The sequence below is a fragment of the Streptomyces akebiae genome (genome assembly GCF_019599145.1).
GTDB lineage: Bacteria > Actinomycetota > Actinomycetes > Streptomycetales > Streptomycetaceae > Streptomyces > Streptomyces akebiae.
The window spans coordinates 1,375,020-1,399,073 of the sequence record NZ_CP080647.1 but is presented as its reverse complement, the minus strand read 5'-3'; the positions used below and the strand labels follow the sequence as shown (position 1 = coordinate 1,399,073).

The 24,054-nt window shown below is 68.9% G+C and carries 6 protein-coding genes; all 6 read left to right on the top strand.

What is annotated here, in order from left to right; translation table 11 throughout:
* Positions 1-2 precede the first annotated feature (2 nt).
* Positions 3-1,385 carry an ATP/GTP-binding protein gene (locus K1J60_RS06135; RefSeq protein WP_220645277.1) on the top strand — a complete coding sequence of 461 codons (1,383 nt, stop codon included), beginning with the start codon at positions 3-5 and terminating at the stop codon, positions 1,383-1,385.
* Positions 1,382-3,199, top strand: coding sequence for a type IV secretory system conjugative DNA transfer family protein (locus tag K1J60_RS06130; protein ID WP_220645276.1), 1,818 nt, complete (start codon positions 1,382-1,384; stop codon positions 3,197-3,199). The genes K1J60_RS06135 and K1J60_RS06130 overlap by 4 nt, the downstream gene beginning before the upstream one ends.
* The gene (locus tag K1J60_RS06125; protein WP_220645275.1) at positions 3,192-3,797 is read left to right on the top strand and encodes a hypothetical protein; all 606 of its coding nucleotides are present in this window, start codon (positions 3,192-3,194) and stop codon (positions 3,795-3,797) included. The genes K1J60_RS06130 and K1J60_RS06125 overlap by 8 nt, the downstream gene beginning before the upstream one ends.
* Before the next feature lie 28 nt (positions 3,798-3,825).
* Entirely contained in the window at positions 3,826-4,143 is a 318-nt protein-coding gene (locus K1J60_RS06120; RefSeq protein ID WP_220645274.1) for a hypothetical protein, read from the top strand.
* Positions 4,144-4,417: 274 nt separating this feature from the next.
* The gene (locus tag K1J60_RS06115; protein WP_220645273.1) at positions 4,418-4,690 is read left to right on the top strand and encodes a hypothetical protein; all 273 of its coding nucleotides are present in this window, start codon (positions 4,418-4,420) and stop codon (positions 4,688-4,690) included.
* Between the two features lie 113 nt (positions 4,691-4,803).
* Positions 4,804-24,018, top strand: a complete 19,215-nt coding sequence (locus K1J60_RS06110) for a UvrD-helicase domain-containing protein (RefSeq protein WP_220645272.1) — start codon at positions 4,804-4,806, stop codon at positions 24,016-24,018.
* Positions 24,019-24,054 lie beyond the last annotated feature (36 nt).

Sequence of the window (24,054 nt, the reverse complement as noted above, 5' to 3'; positions counted from 1 at the left end):
CGATGCTGGAGATGCTGCGGCGGCAGTCACAGACCCGACGCCGGGCCATGCGCTCGACCACCAGCCACGCCTGCGGTCTCTACCCGGCGGTCGGTGCCGCCAGCATGGACCCTCGTGGCGTGATCATCGGCCGGGAGGCCTACAGCGGCAAGGCGTACATCTACGACCCGTTCATCTTGTACAACCCGCGGGCACGCGTCAGGCTTGCCAGCGGACATGCGCTGATCTTGGGTAAGAGCGGATACGGCAAGTCCGCCTTGGAGAAGACCTACGTCCTGCGCCAACTTCGCTTCAGGGACCGGAACTTCGCCGTTCTCGACGCGCAGGGTGAAGACGGCGCCGGCGAGTGGGACGGCATTGCCCGGCAGTTGGGCATCACGCCGATCCGCCTGGTCTACGGTGCGGGCGACGCTGGTGAAGGGGTGCGGATCAACCCGCTCGACCCCCGGGTGCCTGCCGAGCATCAGTTCAAGGTGCTGGTGTCCATGATGGAGATTCTCACCGGCACCATCTCCTCCCAGACCAAGTTCGCCCTGGCCGAGGCGCATAAGACGGCAACCGCCGCCGCGCGCGAGCAGCAGCGTGTGGTGATCCTCTCCGACGTCCTGGACGCCCTGACCGCTCCGGAGCCGACCCTCCTCGGACAACAGCCGGTCACTCCCGAGGAGTTGGTGGAGTGGGGGCAGCCTGCGGCACTGGCCCTGGACGAGCTGTGCAATCCCAGCAGGGACTTGTCGGGCATGTTCGACGGGCCGACGACTCCTGGTATCGATCTCGATGCCCGTTTGATCATCTTCGATTTGACGAGGCTGCCACGCGAGGGCGAGGCCATGCCGCTGCTGATGGCGGTCATCGGGCCCTGGTTGAGGTTCGGCTGGATCAAGGCGAACGACCGGATCAAAAGAACCTTGATCGTTGAGGAAGCGTGGCACATCCTCTCCCACCGGCCGGTCGCGAGGCTGTTTGAGGAGCTGGTCAGGTACGGCAGGCGGCTGGGCCTGTCCTTCTGGGCGGTCCTGCACCACCTGGGGGATTTGCTGCTCGACCAGGCTCCTGAGGCAGCGGCCATCCTGAAATTGACCGCGACCCGGGTCCTGTATCACATGGACCGGGACGAGGCCGAGACCACGGCCGACTACCTGGGACTTCCCGACTGGGCGCGCAAGGCGCTGGCGGACGGATCCAACGTGTGTGCGCCAGGGCGGGGCATCTGGCAGGTGGGCTCGCGGATCAATCTTGTGGAACACATCCGGACACCGCTGGAGGTCCGCCTGACGGACACCAACCGCCGGATGTCCGAGACAGGGCCTCGCGAGTCCGCGGACGGCCGCGGTGGTCAGGCCTCGGCGCCCATTATCCCCCTCCACAAGGGGGCTGCGGCATGATGCCGAAGGCCGCCACTCCCAAGACCGCGGCCCGCCTGCGCCTCGGGCGCGACACCGTGTGGATCATTCCCCTGATCGCGGCGTTCGTGCTCACCGCGCTGCTGTGGCTGACCGCGCTGGTGTCCGGAGTCCTCGCTCACGGACGGCCCGCCGCCATCAGCTGGGACTCGGCGGGCAAAGCGGTTGTGGCCGTCTTCCGGCACCCCGGTGACCCCTCGGCAGCCTGGCCGCCCAGCGCGGGTGTGGCCGGCCCCTTCGTGTTCTGGCCCACCTTCCTCGTTTTGCTCGCCGGCGCTGTCTGGGGCGCGTGGAAGACGTACTGGTGGTGGAAGCACCGTGGCGCCGACGGTGCCGACGGGATGGCCACCCGGGCCCAGCTGGAGAAGGCCATGGGCGAGCAGCAGGCCCTGTCCCGTGCCGGGTCCCTGCGCCCCACGCTCGCCGAGCGGAACCCTAAGGCCATCACCATCCGCGACGTCGCCGTCTACATCGGAAGCGCCGACCCCTCGGAAATCCACCTGTGGATCACTATCGAGGAATCCATGATCCTTGTCGCCCCGCCACGCGAGGGAAAGACCTCCCAGATCATCCTTCCCGAGATCCTCGAATTCCGTGGAACGGTCCTCGCGACCAGCAGCAAGACAGACGTCCTGTACAACACCGCGCTTCTGCGGCAAGAACACGGTCCTGTCTGGGTGTTGGACCCGACAGGTCTATCCGGCTGGCCGAATCAGCTGCGCTGGCCGCTGACGCAGGGGTGCGAGGAATACCAGGTAGCGCGAAAGCGGGCGGAGACCCTAGCTGCTACCACGAAAACGGAAGAAGGGACAAAGAATGGCGGTTATTTCGCGCTCAACGCGAAAACCCTTATTACCTGCTGGCTGCATGCTGCAGCCCTCCACAACCGTCCAGTCCTCGACGTGCTGGCCTGGGCGACGGACCCCGACAACCGCGAGGCCGTCGACCTTCTGGCAGCGAAGGGCAAGCACCTCCTCGCCGCCGCGCTCGCCGGCCAGCACGCGGCGGCCGAGGAGGAACGTTCCGCCACCTGGAGGACCGCGGAGCAGAGCTTCATCGCGCTCTACGACGAGAAGGTCGCCGAGATCTTCGCCCCCCAGGGGGACGTGGAAGTCTTCGACATCGAGACGTACCTCAGGCAGTCAGGAACGCTTTTCCTGATCGGTGAGGACGAAGAGGGAAGTGCCTTGGCACCGCTGAACGCAGCGTTCGCCAAAGCGATGTTCGACACCGCCAAGAGGGTTGCGGCCCGCAGCCCTAACGGGCGTCTTCCGATTCCGCTTGGCTGCTTCCTGGATGAGCTGGCCAACGTAGCCCCCCTGCCGGAAATTCCGAGCCTCATGAGCGTCAGCGGCTCACAGAACATCTTCATCATGGCCGTGCTTCAGGGCTATGCCCAGGCAGAGGAACGCTGGGGCGCCTTGGGCGTGCGGAAAATGTTCGCCAGCGGCACCGTGAAGGTCTTCCTGGGCGGTATCAGCGACCCCGAAGAGCTGAAGTCCTACAGCTCGCTCGCGGGTGAATTCGACGAGGACGTGGAGACCGTATCCGACGACGGAGACCGGGTCTCGGTGTCGACGTCGGTCCGCCGCCGCGCCGTCGTCGAGCCGGCCACGATCCGGATGATCCCGGAGCGCGGGGGCATGGTGTTCCACCGCCGAACTCCCGCCACCCTCGTCACGTTCGTCCGAGCCCACGAGGGGCCACGGGCGGCGGAGATCAAGGAAGCCACCCGCAGGGCCCACGAGATGGTCGACGACCGCGTCCGGCTGGAAAAGGCGGGCGGACATGGCTAGCGGCTTCGATGACATCTTCGCCGAACTCACCAACATCAACGCCGAGCAGGTGCTCCTGAGCGAGCGCGTCAAGCTGCTGGAGGAGCAGCTGGCGGCGGGAGGATCCGGCAGCGGGGAGGCCGACGGCGAAAAGGAACGCCCGGTCGGCGCCCCGGTGCGCTGGGACGAACTCGACGCCGAAGAACGCGCCGTGCTCTGGCCGAAGTTCGTCCGCTGGGTGATCTGGGTCGCCGACCGGTACGAGATGACCACGGATCAGCTGCCGCGCCAGTGCTGGTGGAAGCACGGCGCGGTCGTCGAAGAGCTTACGGCGTTGTGGACCTCCCACGAGTCGGCGTACGCGAGCGGGGAGGACGGGGGGTCGGCGCCATATCTGTGGCAAGACGCCCTTGCCCGGGCGGTGGAGCGCATGGGCCGGTTCTGGCTGGGCTCATGCCGAAACGGCCAGCACCGGGCCCGCCACCGTGATGCCCCCTGGGGCGAAGACGCGGAATACCTCTCCCTGCTCCTGGCCGCCGGAGGCCCCGATCCCGACGGCGATGCACCAGGCCCACCTGACGAAGACCGGCCCGATTCCGACGAGGACGGCAGCAAATGACGACACCAGCCGAGAGTCAGACATGGTCATGAACAGCTACGGGCGCGCCGCTCTGGCCCACTGGCGTGAGCATCTGCCCGGCCAGTACGGGATGCTGCCGGACCCGCTGGCGTACTTCACCCGTCTCGGGGAGAAGGCCGAGCGGCAAGCCGGGGAACTGACGGACGCGATGGTCCTCGCAGGCACGCCCGTCGGCGGTGAGACCGGCGAACAGCGCTCCGTCCGGCTCCTTGCGGTCATGGACGAGGCCGAACAGCTCGTGCTCCGCAAGCTCATACGCCCACCCGCCGAGCCTTCCCCGGACGGCGCACCCCCTGGTCTCGCCGCACCGCCACCCCCCGTCTGACCCAGCCCACGAGCAGCCCCCTTGGGCCCTGATGCACGCAACTGCCCTTTTCGACGTTGGGAGCAGGCGTTGAGTACACCGCAGCAGCCCGCCGACGACAATTCGATCAACGACAGCGGCTTCCTGCCCGGCCTGGACTTCGACGCCCAGGATCCTCCGGCGCGGGGAGGGGCTGCGGCACGCCCGGACGGCCCGGCGGCGGGAGAGGATGAGGCGGGGCACCCGACCCCGTCCACCAGGTCCAACAGTGCTGAGTCGGCAGGGGAGTTCGAGGATGAATCGGTACGGCGAGCAGGCGATGACGCACTGGAAGGAGAACAAGCCCCAGGCGTTCGCGGAGTTGGAGAACCCGGAGGAGTTCTTCACGGCACTCGGGGAGGAGATCGCCACGGAGATCGAGACGCGGGCCCGGGCGCTGGCGGGCCAGGAGCCGGAAGGGGAGGGCTACCTGCAGCGCCTGCAGCGGCTGAACACCTCCCGGCTGGAGGCGGAGGGCGAAGTGCTTCGGGAGAGGGTGCTCCTGGACGTGGAGCCGGACCAGGAATAACACGGACTGGGCCGCGTACGGAGCGGGAGCGGGTCGCCGCGAACATCGCGGCCGTACACGTCGTCCTGCGGCTGCGGGCGGAGAACCGGCCGACCACCGAGGCCGAGCGGCAGGTGCTCCAGCAGTGGACGGGCTGGGGCGCCACCCCGTACCTGTTCGACGAGCGCAAGAAGTTCGCCGCCACGTTCGCGGCCGAACGCGCCCACCTGCGCGAAGTCCTGTCGGACGACGAGTACGCCAAGGCCCGGGCCTCGACCCTGAACGCGCACTACACCGATCCGGCCTACGCCCGGGTCGTCTGGCAGGCCCTGCAGCGGTTCGGCGTCCCAGCCGGAGCGAAACTGCGGGTGCTGGAACCCGGCGTGGGCGCTGGGCGCTTCCTTGCAGATGCCCCCACCGACGCGGAGATCGTCGGCGTGGAGGTCGACCCCATCACCGCGGCCGTCGCCCGCGCCCTCTACCCGGACGCGCAGATCCTCACCGAGTCCTTCGCCGACACCCGGCCACCGGAGGAGGACTTCGATGTCGTGGTCGGCAACGTCCCGTTCGGCAAGTACAAGGTCCGGGACTCGAAGTACAACCCCGGTCGGCGCCACTCGATCCACAACCACTTCATCCTCAAGAGCCTGGAGTTCACCCGGCCCGGCGGCATCGTCGTTCTGATCACCAGCCGCTACACCCTCGACGGCACCGACCAGACCCACCAGGAGGCCCGGGAGCGGATGGCCGCCCTCGGTGATCTCCTGGGTGCGGTCCGGCTGCCGAGCGGAGCCCACCAGGAGGCCGCCGGCACACCGGTCGTGACCGACATGCTCGTCTTCCGGCGTCGGGCTGACGGTGAGCCACCGGCCGAAGCCGACTGGCTGGACATCGAGCCGACCGTCTTGCCCGGATCCCGGACCGGTGTGGCACCGCAGCCCATCGAGATCAACAACTACTTCGTGCAGCACCCGGAGATGGTGCTCGGCACACCCAAAGCCGACATCGTCCGGCACGGCCCCGATCTCGTCGTCCAAGCGGACCAGCCGGTGGACACCGCCCTTGCCGCCGCCCTGGACCAGGTGGCACAGCGCGCCCAGGAGACGGGCCGCACCTTCACCGAGCGCATGGTCTTCCACGGGACGCTGGAAAAGTACGACGGGCTGCTGGAACTCGGCCCCGAGGGCACCTTCACCGAGATCCGCAACGGCCGGCCCGTTCCGCACGTGCCCGCTAAGACACAGGCCCGGGAACTGCGCGAGCTGATCGGCCTACGCGACATCGCGGTGGCCCTGCTCGATGAGGAGTCCGAGAACCACCTCACCACCCCGCGTATGACGCAGCTGCGGGCCGAACTCAACCGCCGCTACGACGCCTACGCGGCCCGGTTCGGCCCGATCAACCGCTTCAAAGTCAGTAACCGCCCCTCCACCGAGGCGCCACAGGACGACGACGCAACCGAGCGCCGGACCTACCCGCGCATGGGCGGGTTCCGCAACGACCCCTTCGCCCCCTACGTCTTCGCGCTGGAGAATTTCGACGAGGACACACAGACGGCGAAGAAGGCCGACCTGTTCGCCAAGCGGGTCGTCGCCCCACCGGATCCGCTGACCCGTGCGGACAGCCCGGAAGACGCCGCGCTGATCTGCTGGGACCAGCACAACGAGATCCGCCTTGATGCGGTGGCTGCTCTGCTCGGCTTGGACAGCGAACAGGCGGCGCGCGAGGCACTGGGCACCCTCGTCTACGACGACCCGGACGGCGGTCTGGTCCGCCGCATGGAGTACCTGTCGGGCAACGTCCGCCGCAAGCTCGCCGCGGCCGAGAAGGCCGCGGCCAAAGACCCCAAATACGCCGTCAACGTCGACGCCCTGCGCGAGGTCATTCCCCGCGACCTGCAGCCTGCCGAGATCGAGAGCCGGCTCGGCGCCGCCTGGATCGGCGCCAAGTACGTGCAGCAGTTCCTGCGCGAGATCCTGGAAGACGACGACATCCAGGTCAGCAACCTCGGCGCCCGCTGGAGCGTCAAGGGCGGCGACGCGAGCAGCCTGATGGCCCGCACCGTCTGGGGTACCCAGGCCCGCTCGGCCCAGGCCCTGGCCAGCAACCTGCTCAACAACCAGGAAATCGTCGTCACCAAGAAACTGCCCCCCGACGGCCCGGTGGTGACCGACCAGAAGGCAACAGCGTTTGCCCTGGCCAAGTCCAAGCAGCTGGATGACCGCTTCCGGATGTGGCTCTGGGAAGACCCCGACCGGGCTGAAATCCTCCTGAGGTACTACAACCACCGCTACAACGCCATCGTCCCCCCGAACTACAACGGCGTTGAGATCACGGCCCCGGGACTGTCCAAGGCCTACACCCTGCACCCCCACCAGAAAGCGGCGGTCGCCCGGATCCGTGCCTCCAAGCACGGAGTCGGTCTCTACCACGGCACCGGCGCCGGCAAGACCCTCTCAATGATCGTCGGCGGGATGGAACTGACCCGCCTGGGCCTGGCCAAGAAGCCTGTCTACGCCGTACCCAAGGGTGTCCTGGGGCAGTTCCAGCGCGAGTTCCTCCAGGCCTACCCCCGGGCCCGGATCCTCGTCGCGGACTCCTCCGACCTCACCGGGGAGCGCCGTCACCAGTTCGTCGCCCGCTGGTCGACCGGTAACTGGGACGCGGTCATCATCAGCCACACCGCGTTCAAAAAGATCCCGATGTCCAAAGCGGCTCGCCTGGACTACATCAACCAGGAGGTCAAGCGCCTGGAGGCGCACCTGGACAACGCCGACGGCGGCGACAAGTACACCGTCAAGGACATCGAGAACCAGATCGCCACCTTGAAGGGGCGGATCGAGGACGAACTCAAGACCCCGGGCGACTCGGGTGTGGAGTTCGAACGGACCGGCTCCACCTACATCTTCTACGACGAAGCCCACACCCTGAAAAACCTCCGGGTGATCTCCTCCATCCGCGAACTCGCCCTCGAAGGCAACCAGATCACCGCAGACATGGACATGAAACTGTCCTACCTGCGCAAGAACTACGGCGGCCGGGTGACGACCCAGGCCACCGCCACGCCGGTGGACAACAGCCCGATGGAGATCCTGACCGCCATCAAGTACAACGCCCCCGACCTGCTGCGCGACGAGTGGGGCATCGAGGAGGACGACCAGTTCGTCTCCACCTTCATCCAGCCCGTCAACCGGGTCGAGATGAGCCCGGACGGCAACTCCTTCTCCACCCGCGCCCGCTACGCCCGGTACGTCAACCAGACCGAGCTCAAGCGCGTGCTGTTCAGCATTGCCGACGTCAAACTCAAGCGCGATCTCCAACTCGGTGAGCCCGCCATCATCGGCGGGGAGATGCGAATCCTGGAAGCCGAGGCCTCCCCGGAACTGCGCCAGGTGATGCAACAGCTCGGCCAGCGCATGATGAGCATCCGCCTCGGCCAGCCCGACCTGAAGTTCAACCGCAAGGGCAAGCGGGTCGAGGACAACACCCTGTGGATCTCCACCGACGGGCGCCTGGCCTCGCTCGACGTGCGCCTGGTCAACAAGTCCACCGACGAAGCCCAGAAGGTCGACGTCGCCGCCGACGAACTGTTCCGGCTGTGGCAACTGCACAAGGACGACGTCTACTACGACGACGACGGCAACGAGGAAACCAACCGCGGCAGCCTGCAACTCGCCTTCTGCGACCTCGGCGTGCCCGGCCCGGACAAGGAGTTCGTCTTCTACGAGGCGCTGCGCGAGGCACTGACCGCCCGCGGCATGCCGGGCAGCCTCATCCGCTTCGACCAAGAAGCGAAGAACCCGCAGCAGAAAGCCCGGCTCGACAAGGACGCCCGCGAAGGACGGGTCGCCGTGCTGGTCGGCAGCCGCTCCGGCCTGGGCACCGGCCGCAACCTGCAAAAGCGCGTCATCCACGTGATGCAGATCGACCCCACGTGGAAGGCCACACCGATCATCCAGAGCCTTGGGCGAGGAAAGCGCCAGGGCAACCAGAACAAGGCGATCCACCACACCGCCATCGTCACGAAGAAGTCCTACGACCCCTTCCTGTGGCAGAAGGTCGCCACCAAGCAGGCGTTCGCAGAGGCCATCCTCGACGTCAACGACACCAGCCGCATCCTGGAAGCCGCCGAGGACGGCGACGACGGCCGCATCCCCGCCGGCGTCATGTTCGCCGTCGCCGCGGACAAGCCCGAACTCGAACAGCTGGAGCGCGTCGAGGGCCGGCTCGCCAAGCTACGCCTGGAACAGCAGATGTGGCACGACGAGCAGTTCGCGTACCAGATCACGGGCGAGCAGGGGCAGCGGCGCGTCAAAGACCTCAGGGCCCGCATGCAGGAGGCCGCGACCGCCATGCAGCGGCGCACCGACACCCGCGGCGACGCCTTCACCATGACGGTCGGCGGCCGCACATTCGACGAACGCCGCGAGGCCGGCGAGGCGCTGGCCCAGCGGCTGGAACGGCTTGCCCGCTCGTCGGTCGGCACCGGCATGCAGCAGGACGCCGTCGTCGGCGAGTTGGGCGGCTTCCCGGTCTTTGCCGTCACACGGCGTTCCTTCGAGGGCATGTATGTCGAGGTCGCCTTCCAGGGCGCTCCCGTCGACGAGGTGCGGCTGACCGCGAGCGGACTGGCCAACCAGGACCGCGTCGGTCTGATCCGACGCCTGGAGAACACGCTGGACACCCTGGAAACCGTCCACGCCAAAGCGCAGGAGCACATCGCCCGTATCGAGACGAACATCGCGCGTGCTAAGGAACTGGTCGGCAAGCCCTTCCCGCAGCAAGCTGAACTCGACGAGATCGAGGCCCAGCACCGCAAGCTGACCAAAGCCCTCGGCGTGCAGGGACCCCCGGAAGCGAACGAGCCGGAAGTCCACGACGCGGGGGTCACCGAACCCGGCGCCGACCTGGTCGATGCAGCCGTCCACGACGCCATGGTCCTGGCTGGTGGCTCCACCGACGGCTGGGTAGAGGTCGATCCGGCCAGCATCACGCCTGCCGACCTGAGTGACACCACCCGCGGCCTTCTGGACGCATTGGCCGACGGCGCGGGTGCTGGGGGCAGCCCCACTGCCCCGTCCGCCGGCTCCGGGGCCGGAACGTCGGCACACAGCGGGCCGGCTGCGGGCGCAGGACCTGGCCGCTTCGCCTCGGACCCGCCGCCGTACGCCGATGAAGCCGCCGCCGAGGCAGGTGAAGACGCAGTGCTGGCCGCCTTCGGCGCCTGGCAGAACCTCGACGTCGTCAACGGGATGGGCGGCCGTGGCCAAGAGCTGGCCCGCCAGATGGAGGAAGCCGGACTCGCACTGGCCCACGCTGTGCGGGACGCGCGTGCGGCAGCATCCGAGGGCGCTGAGACCGGAAGCGACCCTTGGGCCCTGGACCTCTGCCGTGATCTCGCGCGCACCAGCGAGGAGTTCCTCTCCCACCTGGACTCCCCCATGTTCAAGCCCAACGAGGCCGGGCGAGCGATGCGGGACCGTACCGAGCAGGTGTCACGGGCCGCCAACGAGCACACCCTGCGCGCCGCACCGCTGAAGCACGTGCTGCGCTCCACGCCGCAGACGCCAGCACTCGCCGATCCCTCTCCAGCGCGCCCAGCGGCACCGGCGCACGATGCCAGCGGACCGTTCGACCGGGAGCGCTGGTACCAGCACACGATGAACGGCGGGACGCTCAGCGACTCGCGCGGCACGTTCCTCAACGACATCGTTGTGCAGCTCGGCCACGAAGGGTCGGACGTAGCTGTCGAACCGGACGCCACGGGCGCGGTGGTGATAACCGGCCCCATCGGGTCGGTGAAGGTCACACCGCTTACCAAGGAGTTCCCTGCCGGCGTCGCCCAGGCACACGAGGCGGCCATCGACCAGCTCATCCAAGACGCACAGCGTGCCCTGCGCGCCAGCGGCAGCCAGGCCGGTGACCTCTTCGACGCCTGGTTGACCGACCAACTCGACGGCCCGGCAGCGGCGTTGAAAGCCACCCTGACCAGTGATGAAATCGAAGCCGCCTTCCGACAGGCGATGCGGGTGCGCTTCTATGAGACCTCCTCTTGGGCCCACCCGGACACGGCCGACCGGCCCCAGCCGGAATCCCGAACACCGCAGGAAGTCGCGGCCGACGCCGAAGTGGCCGATGCCCCACCGCGACCCCGCACACGCGCAGCGGAAGAGACACCAGGTGACGCGGCATCCACGCCCGTAGCCGAGCCGACCGAGAACCCGCCGGTGGCAGGAGGCGACGATCAGGGCAGCGCGCACCGTGCGGACAGCGCCCGTGCAGCACGGGAAACCCCCGAGAGCACAGACGATGCGGAGCCGGCCCCGGCGACGACCCCAGCCGCCAACGCCCAGCGACCCTGGCGCGCGCCGAACGCGCCCTACACCGACCGGTCCGAGTACTGGGCCGCCGAGCAGGTGGCCCTGTCCGCCTACGGCCGCTGGTCGGCGGACAACGCCCGGCGCCTCGCGACAGGAGAGCGAGCGGACGCCCTGGCCGCGGCAGCCGAAACCGCGATAGCCGCCAGCCGGACGGGCCGGATCGCCCGCCTGCTCGGCATGGACTTGGCACCCGAGTGGACGCACCTTCAGCGCTTCGCCGACCAATGCCGTGCCGTGGTCGAACAGTGGGAGCGAGAAGACGGCCGGAGCACCGAGGGCAACTGGGAGATATACACCGCACTGCGCGACCACGCAGCCCGGTACCGCAGCACCGTGGAGGACCCCAGCAGCGACGCCTACCAGCAGTGGGCCAGCTCCCCGGAACCCCTCACGCTCGACGAAGACGCCCTGGAATTCATCCCCGGCATCCTCCCGTGGGACGAATACACCGTCGCCGGGCCCAAGGGCCTCCTCGTCGGTCCGGTCAGTGGCCGTGACCTCGCGGCTGGCCTGGCTCAACTCGCCGCCGACGGCACGGACCTGGAAGAGACCGAGGACGGCCTCGTGGTTTCCGGCCCCGGCGGCGACCGGTTCTCCGTTCAGCTGGCCACGGCACAACCGGGCACCCCGGCGCCTTCTTCCGCCGCTGCGACTGTGCCGGAACCGCAACCAGAGGCCAGCGCCGCCCACTCACCGGAGCCGGATCACGAGGCCGAGACTCCCGTGTCTACATCCTCCACCGCGCTGGTGACCCCGGTGGAAGGGACAGAGGACGTCCTCGGCTCCGTGCTGCCCCAGGTGGCGAACCTCGCGATCGTGCTCGAAGGCTACGCGGACGCCGCGGAACTGGCCGGTGGGCGCCACTACGTGGGTTTGGCCGCCGAGCAGTTCCGGCAGGTCCTCGTACGACACGAGAGCGACACCCCGGCCCCGGCGGCAGTACGCCACGAGGCCGCCGCAGCAACCGCGGCGGTGATCGAGAGTCAACCGCGCACGCCTGCCGAGGTGTTCACCCTCTACGACCGCCTCGCCGAGGCCGCCGTGCAGCTCGCCGACGACCCCCGTCACGACGTGAGCACAGCGGCCCAGAAGGCCGCCCAGTACACGGAGCGTCACCTTGCCCGCATGCAGGCACGACGAGCCGACCTCGCCGACCTGCTCATGCACGCAGCTGATCTCGCCAACGACGACCCTGCCGTCCTGCACCACCACGACCCGCTCCGGTTGACAGCTCCCTGGTACCAGGACAGCGCCGAGATCGGCCGTGCACTGTCTGACATCTTCGACGGCTTCCCGAAGTGGCCGCACGCCTACGACGACCACGGCGGTCCGTACTCGGACCAGTTGCGCGGCGCCATGCTCATGCTGCACCGGCCGCACGACACGGTCGCCTCAGCCCTGACCGACTGGATGGAGGTCACCTCCTACGCCCTCGGCGCCGCGCAGGAGGCCGAGGCTGCCGGGGACGGAGTCAGCAGGTACGCGCTGCGGGACCTGGCCCGCAAGACCTTCCAGCACCACCAGCGCCTCGCAGCCCACGAGTTGGGCTTGGAACAGCCCCCGTACGAGGATCCCGACGCCTTCGTCGGCGGAGCCAACAAGGCAGAATCCGCGTGGAACTGGTGGATGGCGAGCGACACCGCCAAGGCGCTCCTCGACAGCACGCCTGAGGAATCCGCCGCGCGCGCGGCCCTCGACGCGGCCCGGGACGCCCAGTACGCGGTCGATTTCGTCACGGTAGCCGCCGAGACCCTGGACGAGGTCAACCGGCGTGTGACGGCGATGGCACATGCAGCGTACGACCTGGTGCTGAGCCTGCGCGCCAGCGATTACCGTCATCCCGACGACGCCAAACGGCTGGACGACCTCGTCCGCCATTGCTACGAACACGCGGTCGCCTGTCGGGCCTCCACCGCACGGCCGGAGACGGTCGCTGCCGTGCGGGCTGGCGTGGCCCAGCGCCGTCAGCGGCTCGACGCCGAACGCGGCTCCGTCCCCGAGCCGCAGCAGGCCGCTCCGTCCACCGGCACCACCCTGGAGATCGAGCACCACTACCGGGGCACGGTGGTCCGCGGCACCACCAGCCAGGACGCCGACGCGCCCGTGCGTGCTGCTCTGGACCGCCACAAGTTCAGGTGGAGTCGCAACCAGCAATTCTGGTACCTGCGGCGGAACATGAGCCGGCCCACCCGGGACCTCCACGTACGGAATCTGACGGACGAGCTGACCCGCATGGGCCGCTCCTACCGCATGGTGGAGGAGCCCCAGCAGGAGACGGCGCCCGAGATCGTCATCTCCGTTGGCGAGCCGTACGCGTCGTTGGGGGAGGCCCAGCAGGACTTCTGGGAGATGTACGGGGCACTGTCGGGGCTGAAGGACACCCCGGCGGGCCGGCGCCTGATCGGACGGGGCCTGACAGACCAGGGAGTGCAGACCCGACCGGACGGCCAGGCGGTATGGCTGGCGATGGAGGAACTGTGCGACGGACCGGTGGGGCTGGTACGCGATCCGTTCACCCATCCGGCCGACACCATGGTCGAGCGCTGCACCAAGCTCGCCCGCGCCATCCTGGTCCTCGCCCAGAACCTGGAGGAGGAGCGATACCGGGCGCCCGTGGTGATGGCTCACTTCCGCACGATGAAGCAGCACGCCGTGCAGTTGGCCTCACGTATCACGGCCACCGCCCAACAGGGAGAGGACTGGCAGGAGATCTTCGGGACTCCCGCCCTCGCAGCAGCACAGACCGCGGGCGAACTCTCGAAGCCGGTCGGACCAGAGCCCCCCGCGGCTCCGAGCAGCCCACCGCAGCCCGACGCACCTGAGAGCGAGCAGGCTCCCCTTCCGACCGGGGAAGAAGGCGCCACCACGGGCGCCGGACACGCGGCTGCGCATCGACGGGAAGAGGTGCAGCAGCGACGCGTTGAGATCACCGTGGCGGCCAGGAGTGCTGCAGGGCATTTGCTGGTCAACGTCGCCATCCCGGCAGAGCAGACCGGCGCCGCCCAGGAGGTTCCCGACCTACTCGCGGCCGATATACCAGGGCTGACACTGCCCGCTCACACCGCGCTGCCCCTCCTGGTACGACCGGCGAAACTCACGGACTCGCTGGTGTCCGACGAGGAGGTCGACGCGTGGCTCAGCGAGCATCTGCCCGACAGCTCGGTAGCACCGGCCTGGAACACGCCAGCCGTACGCGCGGTGATCCAGGGGACGGTCCGTGATCTGCTGCGTGACTCCATGGCTCCAGCCCCCGAGGACGTCGCGGCTTGGCTGGTGAGCGTGGCGAGCGAGAACCGGGCTCTGATCCATGCCGCGCACGCCAACGAACAGGCCGACTTCCTCGCTGTCTTCGCAGCCGCCGCCGACGAACTGATCACGGATGGCGGCTCGGAACACCTGCTGTGGACCTACCTCAAGGAAGACGGACGCCGGGAGGTCCTCGACCTGGCAGGCCCCCGTGCCTACCGGGAGCTGCGTGAGCAGGCCGTGGAACCCGCGCCGCAAGAGCCCGGCCCCTCCGTCCCCGATGAGCAGCCGGCCGCCTCGCCCGCTGAGAGCGAACGCGAGCGGAAGCGTGCCGAAGCCCAGGCCGAGAGCGCCCGCTGGGCCGCCGCGATGCGCGACGACGCCCGGGAACGAGCGGTGCGAGCAGCCCTCGCGGATGACCCTCTACGGGCGCTGCTCGTGGACGGGCGATCCCGCGAGGAAGCCCGCCAGTTGTTCATGGACTGGCTCAGCAGCGCCGATCTGTCGGCAACAGGCTCAGGAGGAGACAGGTTCCCGGACTGGTTCCGCCACGACCGTCAGGGCGTCGAGGAACAGTACGCGGGAAATGCCTTCGAGCAGGTGTACGCGGCCGTGTCCGCAGCGTCGACCGATCAGCCCACCGAAACAGGCGCAGCCCGCCAAGCCGGCGTACCGCCGCCCGAATCGTCGACACCATCTGCCGCGAGCGAGAGCCAGAAGACCAGTACGCCGCGAAACAGGAACCCTGCCGAGCCCTCGGCACAGGCGGTCAACGACGCCCCGACCGGCACGCTCACCGGCCCCTACCTGACAGAAGAGCACCTGCACTCGCTGCCCCGTGGCCCGGAGCACCGACCCAGTGAAGACGTCCGTCTCGCCGTGCTGGCGACACTGCCCTTCCGGAACGGACAGGTTCACGACGCGCTTCTGCTGCTGCAACAAGTGGAGGATGACGAAGAACTCGGCGACGCCCCCCTCGTGTACGGGGCGCAGATCGTGCCGGCGAACGGTCACGTCGTCAGCAGCGGGGATGCCCGGTGGACTCCGGAACAGCTGCTGTTCCTGCCCGACTCCCGGGTCCTTCCGCTCTCCCGCCCGATTCCCTGGGCAGAAGTCGAGTCCCTGGTTGGCCTGCCGCATGGGGAAGCGCTGCGGCGCCTGCCCGTGACCGGCGCAGATGAGGTCAACCAGAACGCGCCGGAGGCGCTCGTCCCGACGGAGAACCCTGTCTCTGCAGATCAGGGGAACCAGACCGAGGAGCAGAATTCCACAGCGATGACCGCCGGCCCGGAGCAGGCCGCCCCTGAAGCTCCGCAGCGGGTCACTCCAGCCCGGCCGGAACTCGTCGGCTCTCAGGAGGCGTTGAGTACCGCCGTCGAACCGCTGACCCGAGAGCACCTTCGTTCACTGCCGCGCTACAACGAACGCCCCCCGGACGACGCAGAGATTCAGTTCGGAGTGGTCGCCAACCTCACTTTCGCCAAAGGCGTGGTCCCCGACGCCGTGATCCTGCTTCAGGCGGCTGAGGAAGACCGGCAGTACGGCGACGTACTGCACGGTGTCCTGATCGCCCCGGAGAGTGAGCTCAACCTCACCTCCAAGACCGGGTACGCGGTGTTCCCCCGTGACCTGCTGCATGGCACCAATGCCCGGTTGCTGCCACTTGAGGGCGGACTGACCTGGGAGCAGGTGGAGGAACTCGTCCGGCTGCCCTACGCGCAGGCCCTGGACCGGCTGCCGCTCGCCGCCCAGAACGGCCCCTCCGCGGGCGTGCCCGCTCGGGATACCCAGCAGCGCGCCGACCAGCCCCAGCCAGAGACCGCGCCCCTGCAGGACCTGATCGGCGCCCTCGGCGACCGCATCGTCATCGGTCACGTCGGCCCCAGCAGCCCCGGGCAAGAGGGGAAAGCCGCATCGGCTCCGGCACAGGAACCCGCACCTGCGCCGACGGCCCCGGCCGATGAGCAGCAACAGGAGGAAAGCGTGACGGCGACCGAGCCGGAGACGGCGGCCGAAGGACCCTGGACGAGCCGGATCAAGATCGTCAGTGACGCCACCGGCACCTACGTCACCGGCACGACGGGCGCCCCGGCGGAGGACGGCCTTCGCGACCTGCTGAAGCGGGATCGCAACTTCAAGTACGAGAAGGGCCGTTGGCGCTACAACGGCATGCGCGGACAGAAGGAGCAGGTCCTGGAGGAAGTCCGGGCCTTTCTCGCGGCCAGGGACGCTCAGGAAGGCGCGGTTGCGGCCGTGGCCAGTGGGAAGTACCCGCCCACGGCCCAACAGCAGGCGATCATCACCGCGGCGGTGGAAGGCAAGAACGTTGCCGTTCAGGCCCTCGCGGGCACCGGCAAAACGTCCACGCTGGTGATGATCGCTTCCCAAATGCTGGAACGGCGCATCGGCTACATCGCCTTCAACCGGGCCATCGCCGACGAGGCAGGCCAGAAGTTCGGCCGCAACGTCACCGCCCGGACGAGCCACTCCTTCGCACTGCAGGATCTGCGTAACACTCCCTACCGGCACAAGGTTTCCATCGCCGGCTCGCGCAACAGCGGAGCCCGGCGCCCCAAGGACGTCGCGGCTGCGCTCGGGATCACCGCCGAGGTGCGCGTCGGCGACCGCGACGGCAACATCCAGTACGTCGGTCCCGAGGAGATCGCCAAGATCGTGATGGGGGCGATCCGACGCTACCGGCAGAGCGCCGACTCCGAACTGGGGCGCCAGCACCTCGGCGAGAAGTGGGCACACGTCCCCGCCGCGCGCACGCTGCTGGAGTACGCCCGCCGGGCCTGGGCGGACATCGCGGATCCGAACAGCAACAAGATCTTCTTCGACCATGACGACTATCTGAAGATCTGGGCCTTGTCGGAGCCGCGCCTGAACTTCGACACGATCTTCTTTGACGAGGCACAGGACATCAATCCCGTCTTGAAGAAGGTGATCCAGGACCAGGACGCCCAGATCATCGTCGTCGGCGACAGCAATCAGGCGATTTACGAATTCCGTGGGGCGATCGATGCTCTGCAGGACTGGCCGGCCGACGTGGTCCTGCCCCTGACGCAGAGCTGGCGCTTCGGCCCTGCTGTGGCAGAGGTGGGCAACGAATACCTCGCCCTCCTGGAGTCCGACCTCCGTCTGGAGGGCGCGCCCACGCTCGATACGACCCTCGGCACCGTCGAAGAACCCGATGCGATCTTGACCCGGACCAACGTCGGCGCCATCTCCGCCGTCTTCGCGGGATTCGAGGCCGGCAAGCGCGTGGCACTTGTCGGCGGCGGCCGGGACATCGAAGACATCGCCCGGGCCGCCCGGGATCTCCAACAGGGCCGCCGAACCAAGCACCCTGAGCTGTCGGCCTTCGAGAACTGGAGCGAGGTCAAGGAGTACGCCGAATCCGACGAGGACGCGCGCACCCTGCAGATGTTCGTACGGCTCGTCGACCGCTATACGCCTCAGGGTCTGATCAACATGATCCGTGACCTGGTCCCGGAGGAAGCACGCGACGAGGAGACCCGCCCGGAGCTGGTCGTCTCCACCGCCCACAAGTCCAAGGGCCGCGAATGGGACGTGGTGCAGATCTGGGGCGACTTCCCCCAGCCCAAGGAGGACACCAAGACCGGCGACCTCGTCCTGCCCGGCAAGGACGAGCTGCGACTGGCCTATGTGACGGTGACCCGGGCCAGGAAACGCCTCGACATCGGCTCCCTCGGCTGGATCCACTCCATCGGCCACATCGCGGATACCCCGCAGGCCGAGATCACTGCCGCCCCCACTCCGGCCGCCGTCGCTGCCGAGACCCCCGCCGCCCCCGAGCCGCCACTGCCCCAAACGAGCCCCGCGGTCACAGAGACCGCCCCGCCGGCTGATGTCGTCCCAGAACAGCAGCCGGACCGCGCGGTCACCGAGGCGGCAGAGGAGGAAACCGCCGTCTCGGTTCGCCAGCCAGCGCCCGTCTCCGCCGAGCCGTCCGCCCCCACGCCGACCGACGACACCGAGAACACGACGCAGGCCGTCACCGAACCGACCACCCAGCCGGAGTCGGGCTCCGAGGAGCAGCGAAAAACGACCGCCCCCACCTTGCAGGACCCGGGCGAACCACTCAACGGAGCCGACCAGCCATCCCTCTTCGTCGGCCAGGCGGACAACACGCCCGTCGACGAGCAGACCACCACCCCGGCCGCCGTACAGGACGCAGATGCAGGCATCGCGCCCCTGCCCTGGGACGACCAGAAGATCAAAAAGCGCGGCACAGCAGGAATCCGCCGCGGCCAGAAGAAGGAGATCCCCAACCTCGCCCGAGAAATGCGCGAGGCCCTCGGCGACAACCAGGTACGCGACGTCTGGGAACAGGACAACCCCTGGGCCCAGTTCGAGGAGAACCTCCGGCACACACAAGACGAGCTCGCGCAGTCGGACTCCGCCCTGAGCACGCTGGTGACGGAGGCTGCCGAACAGCTACGCACCAAGATCGATCAGCTCGCCGCCGAGGCCTTCAACGCCTTTGAGACCCTGATCCAGGCCCGCGCTGACGACCCTGACCAGCTGGCCGAACTCGACGCCCAGCTTGCTGAGGCGCACCGCCTGCCAGAACTCACCGACCCGCTCGTTCGCCAGGCCCTGATCCTCTGCCTGGAGGCCGTGGACACCATCGAGCGCACCGCGCGCAGCAGCAAGCTCAGGGCCGCCGCCGCACGGGACGCCCTGGAGCAGGTCATGGGACTGGCCGGCACGTCGTACAGCCCCGACGGCCAGCAGATGTGGCCGAACGTCGACGCGGCCCTGGCCCCGGTCAAGGTGGAGGTGGACCGGGCCCGCGAACGCATTGCCGAGCTGTCCAACTCGACGGTCACCGAGCAGTACGCCCGGCTCCGGGCGCTCATCGCCGCCCACGAGGCGCAGCCCGATGCGCAGGCCCAGACCGTCGACACCCCGGCACCCGCCCCGGAGGCCGAGAACACCAGCGAGCCTCCGGCACCCGCCGCGCAGGAGGAACGCACACCCGACCCGCTGACCGACCGGGACATCGGCGCGGCACTGGCGAAGATCAGTCCGTTCGACTTCGGCCAGCTGATCTTCGAAATGGATCAGAAGAAGAGGAAGACCCCTCAGCTCTACGAGGGCTGGATTCGCCTGCCCTCGGAGCCCGGCTACAACGAGGAGGGCAACGAGTTCGCCAGCGCCTATTCGCGAAGCGGCGCCATCGAGATCGAGGTCAAAACTTCCGACGACGTCATGGCACCCGTCCGTGCGGGTCGGCTCACGCTGGCCAAGGTCATCGCATGGTTCCGGCCGGCCCTGCCGCCGGAACGGCGTCGGCTGGTGGCGGCGGCGTGGCGGACCGGAAACGCGATGTCCCGCTCTGAGCGGGGCTTCGAGGTCATCGGTGAGTTTCGCCGCTGGAAGGCAGCCGATGACGAGGTCCGGCGAATCCTCCAAGATGCCCAGGCCCGGGTGATGACGGAAGCCCTGGAGGCTCATCTCACCGGGACGGCAGACGAACGACTCGCCCAGATACGCGCTGCTGAGAACTGGGTCCAGGAAGAGCAGCAGTTGCAGCTGATCGACTTCGGCGCGATGGAGGAGGCCTTCGTCGACATCGCTGCGTTGGAGCGGGTGACCGCGCTCAGGGCGGTGCTGCCCGACCGGCGCAACAGCATCTGCCGCCTTAGCGAGGTCAAGCCGGGCGACTGCATCACCGGTGTGTCCCAGGAACGGCTGCCGTTCATCGTGCGAGAGCGCCCCGTCGTCACCGAGGGCACGGAGGTTTCCCTCGTGGGAGACCTCGTCGCCGGACCGGGCGACCTGCGTCCCTACACGTGGGAGACCGGCCGTGACCCGGACGACACTGTCGAGCCTCTCCTTCTGCCCGAGTCGCTGGCCGGGCTCGTGGACGTGCCCGCCGACGGACCGCACCCTGTTGCCGCTCCCGTGCAAGCTGATGCCCCGGTAGAGGCCGCGCCACCGGCGGCGGAAGGCGTGCCGCAGACAGCGCCCTCCGCTGCGGGATCGGCAACCACCGAGCCGGACACCGCAACCGGGCCCGAAGAAGTCTCCGATGCCCCAGAGCAGCAGCCCCAGGCGCCAGCGGCGGCCGAGGCCACCGATCCGGCCCCTGGCGTCGACACAGGGGCGAGCAAACAGGCCCCCCAGAGCGGGCCCGCCGCCCCGACTGGCCAGGACGTACCCGATGCAACTTCGGGAGTGCAGGCCACGGACCCAGCACGGGGCACGGACACCCCTCCGGCGCAGACGCCGTACAGGCTGCTGGAGGAATTCCTCACCGACCTGTATGTCACGGAACAGCGCTACAAGGCATGGGCAGCTTCAGCCACGGGCCAGTCACTCTTGTCGGAGGCTCACGAACTACAGGAGGAGACGGGTCTCGCCGACTCCAACGAGGCGGCCCTCGTTCAGACCGCATTCCGCGGCGTGGCTCTCGCGGCTACGAGCACTTCTCCCTCAGGGGACCACGTGCTGGACGCCTGCCGAAACTTGCAGTCAACCGTCGCGGAGGCCGGGCGGTCCTTGGCAAGTCGCAGGGCGTTCGCGTCTGACGAGGACCGACAGCTACTGCTTGCGGTGTACGGCCAAGGGCAAGAGCAGCTCGCGCGCCTGGAGGCCACCGGGGACGTTCAACGACTGCTCGATAGCCAAGACGACGGGGCCTGGGCGCAGGCCGCCGAGGACGTTCGACGACGCCTCGGCGCTGAGAACGACGATTCCTGGCTGCTGACCCGCTACAAGGAAGCCCGCCCCTCGGAGCAAAGGACAGTCGGCGGACCATCCGAGACGGTGTCTGCGGATGAGGCGAAGAACGCTGTCGAGGAGATCGAGTCGGCGACGACGTATGAGGCACCAGCCGCAGAGACTGACGCCGTCCCGGTGGGCGCTGTGGCTGGCTCCGGGCCGGCTGCGGTGGATGAGCCGGAGACGGTCGGCGCAGTCGAGCTGCCGGAGACAGAGGACGAGCCGGTGCAGGAGACCGTGGCCGATCGGGCCCCTGCCGTGTCCGAGCCCGAGACTCCTGCCGAGTCCGAACCAGCCGCCACACGCCCCGCGGAGGCGCCGCCGGAGCAGGAAGGCGACGACTTCGACTTCTTCAGGGACGTCATCGGCGATGACCTGGTCGTCAACGGCGTCGTCTACAGCAGCGCCGAGTGGGAGCCGGACCCGGAAGAGGGCGTTCGCCGCCGTACCGAGGCAGAAGACGAGCCGGTGTCCGCTGAGGAACTGGCAGCGATGGAAGTGGACCGGGAGTACGAGGCCCTGATCGAGGAGGAACGCATGGCTGCGGCCGAAGCAGTCACGGGAAGTGAGGTTCCGGGGCAGGACGACTTCGACCGGCACTTCGAGGACATCGTCGCCCTGTTGCGGAGCGCTGAGCCTCCGGCCGAGACGCAAGCCTCCATACCGCGGCCGCGTTTTAGTGCCGAGGACGAACAGCGGCTGCGGGAACAGTACGCCGCCACACGTCAGGCGCTGTCCGAGATCCTCACGAGCATCGACGCAGATCCGATCCTGCCGACGGCGGAGGATCCAGCGGTCGAGGCCGGTGACGCCACCGCGCTCGAAGCGGCGATGGGCAACGCAGAGGCCGAGGCGGGTCAGTACTGGGGCACCCCCGAATGGACGATGATCCGATCGATCGGCCAGGCGGGACAGCAGCTTCGAGGAGCCGTCCGGGAGGCGCTGCTGACCTACGGGGAGACGACCCTTCGCGACATCCGTGCGCACGGCATCAACCGGACGATCGAAGCCCGTACGGCGCGGGCCATCTCCCATGCGGCGATGCACCTGGCGCGGCGCCTGGAGCGGTCGGGCCAGCGGGACTCGCGTGGCTGGCGGGCGGTATGGGGCCTTCACCGGGCCGCCGCGACCCGAGCAGACCGGTTGACTGGGCTGCTGCCCGCCGGCCAGCGCATCGACCTGGCCGACCAACTGGGCCGCGCCTGGCAGTGGTTCTCCGAGCGGCTCGCCGCCCGGCGCCAGGGCACGGGGAACAGCACGGGCGGTGAGGACCAGGGCCGTATGCGTGCGATGCTGTCGAACAGCGTCGAGTCGATCGGCCGCCTCTACGGCGCCGCCTCGGAGCGCCTTGGGAGCCTGGCGCAGCATCCGGTGTGGCGACGGATCGCCTCCGTGTGGTCAGCGGTGCGCGAGGCCGTCAACAGGGGCTGGCTCGGGGTGGGCCGCTTCATGGCGGACCGTACAACGCTGGGCACCGGCCGAGCGCTGTGGGTTCGAACGCTGGAGATCATTTCGTCCGGGGCTCAGGCTCTGATCAACCGGCTGGCCGCGAACGGCCAGCAAAACGGGCTGCGGTGGAACCTGCTGCGGGTACTGCGCCATGCCGCCGAAGACCACATCAGCCACATTCACGGTCACCTGCCTGAGGAAGTGAGCACCCCGCTCGGCAGCTATGAATCCGCGGTCGACGAGGCGGCCGAGCAGACGCCCGCGGTGGGAGAGGAGACGGCACCGCAAGCGCCATCGCCCGAGGGGCGCTCCGCCGATGAGGCCGAGCCGGCACCGATTGGTGAGAGCCTCGCGGGCGATCCGGACCGGTTCCGTGCGGTCGTGCTGCAGGTGGCGGCGAAGGAGTACACCCTGGCCCTGGACCTGAGCTACGACTACGGCATCTCGCCGTGGTTGGCCGACGTCACGCTGGCACGCATGGAGGAACTCGGCGTCGTCGGGCCCCAGGGCGAGGGAGGCGTCCGGAACGTCTTGGTCACGCCTGACGAAGCGGCGCGCATCCTGGACGCGACCCCGACGGCCAACGCCCCCGCGCCGCGATGGCAACCGGTCAACGAGCCGCTGAGCCAGGCCTGGTTCGAGGAAGTCAGGACCGCCATACGGCGCGACGTCCAGCCCGATCGCGGGCTGTCCCGCCGGGACTTGATGAGCCTGCTCAACCACGAGAACGCGCGCCCGGGCAACCGGACGGACGCCGGCCGGCGCGCGAACGAGTGCGTCGAGCTCTTCCTGCAGGGCCGCGGCGACGAGGTGCCGCAGCACCTGGCGGGCGAGGGCTTCGCCTACGTGCGGGGCGAGGCGAACAGGGACTGGGTACTCCGGGAGGCCGCGCCTCCCGCAGCCTCGCCGACGCCTGCCAGCGGGCAGGTGAAGGCGGAGGGAGAGCAGGCCGCTGCGGGGCCGCAGCTGCCGCGTCGGCGTCGCCAGGCGCCGACGGATGGTCCGTCGAAGATCGAGCAGGCGGCTGCCGGACGGCGACGGCAGCCATCCCCGACCGAGGGAAACCGGTCGGCGGTCACCGCGAGCACGTTCGCAGCTCAGGCTCAACGGATGCAGGACCGCGCGGACTTCGCGCGGGCTGCCGCGACCAGCCCGGCCGAGGAACGGGCAGCGGGAGTCCTGCAGACGATCGCGGCGAACTCGCGGGCCACTGCTGACCGGATCGCCGGAGCGGCACCCGCTGGCGGACCGCCGGCGTCTCCACAGGCCGGGCTGACCGCCGAGGCCTTCCTTGCGGCGCTGCGGACCACGGCCCAGGCGCGGGGGGCGCAGATCCCCGACGATCTGCTGGCAAGTGCTATGGAGGCGGCCAAGGAGGCGGTCGCCGCGGCGCCGCAGCGTTCCGCAGGCACTGCCCCAGCAGGGCCTCGCCCGACCCGCAAGGGACAGGCCGAGCGAGAGCAGGCCGAGCACCGGCTTCACGGGCAGCAGAATGCCCCGAGCGGCGTCGGCCGCAGGTAGGGCACGACGATGCTCGGGGCTCGGATCGGTGTGCGG